Source organism: Nonomuraea sp. K271 (assembly GCF_009908215.1).
In the GTDB taxonomy this organism is placed as follows: domain Bacteria; phylum Actinomycetota; class Actinomycetes; order Streptosporangiales; family Streptosporangiaceae; genus Nonomuraea; species Nonomuraea longispora.
The window spans coordinates 1-6,420 of sequence record NZ_JAAAHR010000283.1 but is presented as its reverse complement, the minus strand read 5'-3'; the positions used below and the strand labels follow the sequence as shown (position 1 = coordinate 6,420).

The window sequence follows — 6,420 nt, the reverse complement described above, 5'->3', positions numbered from 1 at the left end:
TGGATAGCCCCGGCCACCGGCCCGGCGGCCGGGGCCCGGTTCGTCGGCCACAACCGCATGGCCGGCCTGCGCTGGTCACGCGAATGCGAGGTCGTGGTCTGCGAGCCCGGGACCGAGTTCGCCTTCCCCACCCATGTGCGAAGCCTCCCGTCGACGCTGTGGCATTACCTGCTCGCTCCCGGCGACGCCGGAGGCACCCAGGTGATCGAGCAGTACACCGTATCGCCGGCCTCCGCCTCCCCCCGATGGGCCGAGGCCCTCCAGAGCATCCCCGCAGCGCGCAGGCGCACACGGGCCGCCACCCGCGCCGGCATGATCCAAACCCTCCAACGGATCAAGACCGCCGCCGAAGCGGCCTCACTCGTCCGGACACCACCGTCGTCATCACTCGAAACCAAGACGCAGGCCGAAGTCCTTGAGATCGACGAGTTCGAACCGGGCATCATCGCGCGTCGCCGCGAGATCGTGAACCCAGCGGGCCACTGCCTCCCCGTTGCGCCCCGGACGTGTGCTCCCGATGATGATCGCGACATTGATCATGGTCGTTGCCCCTTCGATCGTGATCGTTCGGAGAAACGGGGGCGCGCCGTCCGGCTCTGGTCGGCGGCATTGTCGCGGCTGATCCACTGTCCGCGTGCTCCAGGAGTCTTCATCGGCGCTGTCAGGCCGGGCCGGGTGCGCCGTCGGGCAGCACGACGAACATCAGACGTGCCGGGTGCTCGACGATGCGGGTGATGTGGCCTCCCTTGATGTCCGCGGCGAAGGCGACGTCTCCGGGCCCGAGTCGCCGGGTTTCCCCGGTGGTGTCTTCGGCCTCGATGCTCCCGCGGAGAACGACAACGAATTGGCGGGCCGGCGCCGGGTGCGCGGGGATGGTGATGGCGGCGAGAAGGTCGATGAACTGTATCGACACCACCTCGGATGGGGTCGTGGACAACATGGACGCCACGCCGGGTCCCAGGTCCGTTTCATGTTGTTCGAGCGCTACGGTGGTCAGCCTGCTGCCACCGTCGCCGTCGTTCACGACCGCGGGAATCCGCAAGGTCATTTCTTGTTCTCCTGTTCTGTCGCGGCGTCAAGGTGTGCTTGAGCAGGGCTCTTCGGAGCGGCGAGCGCCGACCGGAGGAATCGCATGGTGCCGTCTTCCAAGCGGCCGTGGCGCATCAGCAGTACGTCTCGCAGGTAGTTCTGATGCAGCCGCCATGGTGCCGATGCTCCCTGCTTGGGAAACGCCTCGATACTGCGCATGACATATCCGGATTTGAGGTCGATAAGCGGGTGGGCCGACGGCGCGGGTCCGGTCGGCACGCAGAACCGATAGCCCTGTCGTTCCATGTGATTGATCAGCCGGCACGCATAAGTGGAAACCAGGTCCGCCTTGAGCGTCCAGGACGCGTTCGTGTAGCCGATGGTGAACGCGAAGTTCGGCACACCGGAGAGCATCATGCCCTTGTAGGCCGTCGTCCTTCCGATCTCGACAGTTGCACCGTCGACACTCAATGCCATCCCACCGATGGCCATCAGGTTCAGACCGGTGGCGGTGACGATGACGTCAGCCGCCAGTTCCCTTCCGGACGCGAGCCGGACCCCGTCCTCGGTGAACGTGTCGATCCCAGCGGTCACGATCGACGCTCTTCCGTCGCGTAAGGCATGGAACAGATCAGCGTCCGGCACGATGCACGGCCGCTGGTCCCAGGGGTCGTAACGCGGCTTGAAATGGACGTCGACGTCGTGGTCCAGCGGTAATCGACGGTGCACGCCGTAACGCAGGAAGCGCTTCACCCATTCCGGCCGTCGCCGGCTCAACTGGTAGAACAGCAGGCCCATCAGGATGTTCTTCCACCGTATGACCGTGTAGGCGATTTTCGCAGGCAGCACGTCAGCGACAGGGTCGGTGGACGGCAGTGACAGGACGTAGCTAGGTGAGCGCTGCACCATCGTGACGTGCTCGGCCGCCTGCGCCATCGCCGGAACGAGCGTCACCGCCGTGGCGCCGCTGCCGATGACCACGACGCGCTTGCCGGCGTAGTCCAGATCCCGCGGCCAGTGCTGGGGATGCACGATGGGGCCCCTGAAGCGGTCGGCGCCCGGGAACTCGGGGGTGAAACCCCGGTCATAGCGGTAGTAGCCGGTGTTGACGAAGAGGAAACCGCAGGTGAGGAGGATGGTCTCGCCGGTGTCAAGGCGCTTTGCCCGAACGGTCCAGCGTGCATCTGCCGTAGACCATCCCGCGCTGATGACGCGGTGGTGGAACCGGATCTTGTCGGCGACGCCGTGCTCTCGCGCGGTGCGCCGCACGTATTCGCGGATCGACCTGCCGTCGGCGATCGACCTGGCCTCGGGCCAGGGGTTGAACCGGTAGCCCAGGGTGAACATGTCGGAGTCGGAGCGGACGCCGGGGTAGCGGAACAGGTCCCACGTGCCGCCGATCGCTCCGCGGGCTTCGAGGATGGCGTACGTCTTGCCCGCGCATTTCCGGCGCAGATGACAAGCAGCACCAATACCGGACAGACCAGCCCCCACGATCAGGATGTCAAGGTGCTCGAGCGTCATGGCCATCCCTTCGTACTCCAGCCCGCATAACCCATGTGCAGCCCCAAACATATCGACACTATGTCGACATAATCAACAGTATGTCGAGTAATTCGACATCGCGTTGATTCCGCACAGTCGGCCCCTATAGGCTGGATTGCATGACCCACGACGGCGCCGCGACACCACGTTCGAGCCGTGGCCGCCGTGCTGCCCGGCCCACAGGCGACGACCGGGAGCTGGACATCCTCGCCACCGCGGCGAAGCTGCTCCAGGAGCGGGCGCTGAGCGAAATCTCGGTCGACGACCTCGCGCGCGGCGCTGGGATCTCGCGCCCCACCTTCTACTTCTATTTCCGATCGAAGGACGCGGTGCTGCTCACTCTGCTCGACCGCGTGACCGAAGAGATCGGCGAGGCCGTGGCAGGAGAGTTCGACCGGCTCCGCGAAGACCCGGTGCGCTACTGGCGTGAGTGCCTCGTCGCAACCCACACGACCTTCGGTGCGCACCGCTCGGTGCTGGCCGCCGCCGTCGAGGCCGGGCGCACCAGCGCGGAGGTCCGTCGCTGGCGGTCCGACATGAAGGAGATATGGATCACCAGGACCACGTTGGCCATTGAGGCCGAGCGTGCCCGCGGCGCCGCGCCGCCCGGACTGCGAGCCCGCGATCTCGCCATCGCGCTGAACGCCATGAACGACTCGGTGTTCTATGCGACATTGACCGGCGACGAGCCCGCGGTGCCGGCATCCGACGTCGTGGAGATCCTGCTCCATATCTGGCTCACCACCATCTACCAGACCGCGCGACCCACCTCGACTGCCTGATCCGAAAGTTCACACCTTCGCTGGGCAGGCGGCTGCGAGCTGACAGAGAGACGCGTGCCAGCCAGCCAGCGGCTTTCAACGCCGTCGCGATGCTCCACGAACAGATCACCGGCAAGCCCGGTGGACGCGGGGCGCGCATCACGGTGGATTTCGAGTTGAAGCTGCGAGTCGAGTCAGTGAGGCGGGACCTTGAAGATAGCCCGGTGTGTTTGATCACCACGTGTCAGCCCGGAGCGCTGCGTGTTCACGTCCAGCCGTCCATGCGCCAAGCGGGCGCGCGTCCGGGCGTATCCCGTCACGTGTCGAGCAGTTCCGCGTCGTCCGGGTTCAGGGCGGTGCCCAGTTCGAACTCGGCTTCGAATCTTGCTTCGCCGAGTGCCGCGCGTAGCGCCGCGGTGATCCGGTCCACGTCACCGCGTTCGGCCGCCGGCAGCGGCGCGTCCACCGAGGCGCGGGCCGCGGAGGCCACACCGAGCAGGCGTGCGGCCTGTAGAGGGCGACCGGCGAGGGCCCGCGCCCCGGCGAGCCCCTCCAAGGCCAGGGCGATCGCCCGAGGGTCGCCGGTGTCCCGGGCCGCGACCAGCCCTTCCCGATGCAGCGCCAGTGCCGTCTTCGCGTCCCCGCGCAGTTCCGCGACGAAGCCGAGTTCGGCCAGGATCAGCGCCGTCCCGTACTCTGCGTCGAACTGCCGGTTCCATTCCAGCCAGCGGCGCAGGTACGATTCCGCCCGGTCGAGTCGGCCCTGTCGGCGCGCCCCCAGGGCGAGCCCGAGCTCGGCGTACTCCTCGGCCGGTTGGTCGCCCTGCTCGATGGCGAGGCGCCTGGCCCGCTCGTGGAATTCCTCGGCCCCGGCGTGGTCGCCGGTCAGCAGGGTGATCCTGCCGAGCTCGGACCAGCGCATCGAGGCGTCGGTCCACAGCCCTAGCTCCTCCGCCATCCGCGCCCCCTCCCGGTGCAGGCGGGCGGCCTGCGGATAGTCGCCCTCGATCTCCGCCAGCCGGCCCAGCACGGCCGTGGCCTGCAGTTGCCCCCACCGGTCACCGGCCTCCTGGAAGAGCTCGAGACTCTCCTCGCCGTCGCGCCGGGAAGCGTTCAGCTCGCCGCAGACGTAGGTCTGCATGCCTCGGGTGCTGAGCCCCGCGGCGAGGCCCCAGCGATCACCGAGCGCACGGGACTCAGTGAGCATCCGGTTCAGCAGTTCCGTGCCCACCGCGAAGTCGCCGAACCTGGTGACCGCGTAAGCGAGCAGCCAGCCCGCCCTTACCCGCTCATGGGGATCGCGGATGCCCTCGTACACCTCCAGGAGGGCCTGGCTGTGGCGTGCCGGTCCGTCCGGGACGCCGGACAGCAGGCTCATCCCGGTGTGCCAGGCCACGGTGCCCGACCGGTCCGGTACCCGGCCGGCCGCAGAGTCCTCCTCGCCCTCACCGCCGCCGGAGGAATCGCCGGGCAGGGCGAGGGCCATGGCGAGGTAGCGCCTGGCCTCGCTGAGACGGCCGCGCAGGAACCAGTACCAGGCCATCGCGTGGACGAGCCGGCGCATCAGGTGGCCGTCGCCGTCCGCGGCGGCGCTGTCGAGCGCGCTGCGGATATTGGCGGTCTCGGCGTCCAGAACCCGCAGCCGGCGCTGCTGATCGGCGCCGCGAAGGAAGGGATCCGTCCGTTCGGCGAACGCCACGTAGTAGTACGCGTGAGCGCGCCGTACACGCTCGTGCTCGGTTTCCCGCAGCCGCTCCAAGAGGTACGCCGACACCGACTCGAGCAGCCTGTACCGGGTGCCGTCCGCATCGTGGGCGACCAGCACAAGAGAACGGTCGACCAGACGGGTCAGCAGGTCCAGTACCTCGGCGGGCTTCACACCGGCACCGGCGCAGACCGCCTCGGCGGCCTCCAGCGTGCAGCCATCGGAGTGGACGGCGAGCCGGCGCAGCACTACCTGCTCGGCCGCGGTGAGCAATTCCCAGCTCCAATCGATCATCGCGCGCAAGGTCTGCTGCCGTGCAGGGACGCCCCGATGACCGCCGGTGAGCAGCCTGAACCGATCGTCCAGACGCCTGGCCACCTCACGCGCCCCGAGGACCCGGACCCGGGTCGACGCCAGCTCCAGGGCCAGCGGAATGCCGTCGAGCCGACGGCAGATCGAGGCGATCGCACGGGCGTTGTCGTCGGTGAGAGCGAAGCCGGGCGAGGCCGCCGCAGCCCGGTCGACGAACAACCGCACCGCGCTCGACGCGCGCAGTACCGCCTGATCATCCGAGTCCGGGGGCAGATCAAGCAGGGGCACCGGCCAGACCTGCTCGCCCGAGATGCTCAGCGGTTCCTGGCTCGTGGCGAGGATCCGTACGCCTGGGGCGTGCCGCAGCAGCGCCCGGGCCAGGCCGGCGGCGGCCTCGATGACATGCTCGCAGTTGTCGAGGACCAGCAGCAGGCGTTGGGCGCGGAGCGCGTCGGACAGACGGTCGAGCAGCGTGCGCGGCAACGGGCCGGAGCGGCCGGCGTCGTCCCGGACCCCCAGCGTCGCGGCCACGACCTCGGCCAGCTCATCACCCGTGGTGGTGGCGCCGGACTCGGTGGAGAAGGCATGGGCGGCCAGCTCCACCAGCCAGACACCGTCCGGGTAGGAACCGGTCAGGCCGGACGCCACCTCTACCGCCAGCCGCGTCTTGCCGACTCCGCCGGGCCCGGTCAACGTCACCAGGCGGCCCGCCGCGACCAGGGCGCGGACCTCATGCACGGAGTCCGACCGCCCGACCAGGGCGGTGGCCGGGACAGGCAGGTTGGTGTGGCGGCGCGGGGCGGACATCGGTGCCGGGACGGCCCGCAGGGTCGGGTCCTGCCGCAGGATCTCCCGTTGCAGGGCGGCCAGTTCAGGACCCGGCTCAAGGCCCAGGTCCTCCCCCAGGCCGCGGCGCAGATCCTGATAGCTGTCCAGGGCCTCGCTCGCCCGGCCCGCGCCGTACAGGGCTCGCATATGGGCCGCACGCAGCCGCTCCCGGAGCGGGTGGCGGCGGATCAGGTCGCCGAGCTCCCCGGCGAGAAGACCGTGCTCGCCCAGCTCCAGGCG

The 6,420-nt window shown here is 68.9% G+C and carries 5 protein-coding genes; 1 reads left to right on the top strand and 4 read right to left on the bottom strand.

What is annotated here, in order from left to right:
* Positions 1–384: 384 nt before the first annotated feature.
* From GUY59_RS45455 to GUY59_RS45445, 3 genes are all read right to left on the bottom strand, one after another.
* Positions 385–540 (bottom strand): NADPH-dependent FMN reductase, encoded by a 156-nt coding sequence (locus tag GUY59_RS45455; RefSeq protein WP_236668132.1) that lies wholly within the window; start codon positions 538–540, stop codon positions 385–387.
* 121 nt (positions 541–661) lie between these two features.
* A complete protein-coding gene (locus GUY59_RS45450; RefSeq protein ID WP_138208507.1) occupies positions 662–1,024 on the bottom strand; it encodes a hypothetical protein in 363 nt (120 codons plus the stop codon).
* A 20-nt stretch (positions 1,025–1,044) separates the two neighbouring features.
* Positions 1,045–2,553, bottom strand: a complete 1,509-nt coding sequence (locus tag GUY59_RS45445; RefSeq protein WP_138208506.1) for a flavin-containing monooxygenase — start codon at positions 2,551–2,553, stop codon at positions 1,045–1,047.
* A gap of 140 nt (positions 2,554–2,693) precedes the next feature.
* Between GUY59_RS45445 and GUY59_RS45440 the strand changes: the two genes are divergently transcribed.
* On the top strand, positions 2,694–3,356 hold the full coding sequence (locus GUY59_RS45440; protein WP_138208505.1) for a TetR/AcrR family transcriptional regulator: 663 nt from the start codon (positions 2,694–2,696) through the stop codon (positions 3,354–3,356).
* 295 nt (positions 3,357–3,651) lie between these two features.
* Here the strand turns inward: GUY59_RS45440 and GUY59_RS45435 are convergent.
* Positions 3,652–6,420 (bottom strand): ATP-binding protein (locus GUY59_RS45435; protein WP_138208504.1); only part of this gene is annotated, 2,769 nt, incomplete at its 5' end.

Excerpts from the sequence above, each read along its gene's own strand:
- GUY59_RS45440 (WP_138208505.1), top strand. The coding sequence starts at position 2,694 with ATGACCCACGACGGCGCCGCGACACCACGTTCGAGCCGTGGCCGCCGT.
- GUY59_RS45445 (WP_138208506.1), bottom strand. The coding sequence starts at position 2,553 with ATGACGCTCGAGCACCTTGACATCCTGATCGTGGGGGCTGGTCTGTCC.
- GUY59_RS45455 (WP_236668132.1), bottom strand. The coding sequence starts at position 540 with ATGATCAATGTCGCGATCATCATCGGGAGCACACGTCCGGGGCGCAAC.